This is a genomic window from Gilliamella sp. B2717 (assembly GCF_026536675.1).
Classification (GTDB): domain Bacteria; phylum Pseudomonadota; class Gammaproteobacteria; order Enterobacterales; family Orbaceae; genus Gilliamella; species Gilliamella apicola_I.
In genome coordinates this window covers 61,070-61,316 of sequence record NZ_JAFNNQ010000030.1, presented here as the reverse complement: position 1 = coordinate 61,316, position 247 = coordinate 61,070, and positions in this window count along the sequence as shown.

Genomic DNA, 247 nt, shown 5'->3' with positions numbered 1-247 from the left:
GATTCAGTCCCACTCATAATCGCCAAATAGTGCTGACCGCCGTCAAAAATGGTGGTAAAACCGTGTATTTAAACGGATTAGTATGATGAATAAATTAACATTGTTGATTAAGTTATTACCGTATGGTTGCATTGTAATAACCGGTTTAGCGCTTTATTTTGCGTATCACTGTTGGCAAGGTGAACAACAGGCAATGGCTAAAACGGTGGCGTTAGAAGCGCAATTTAACGCGTATAAACAAGGTAAT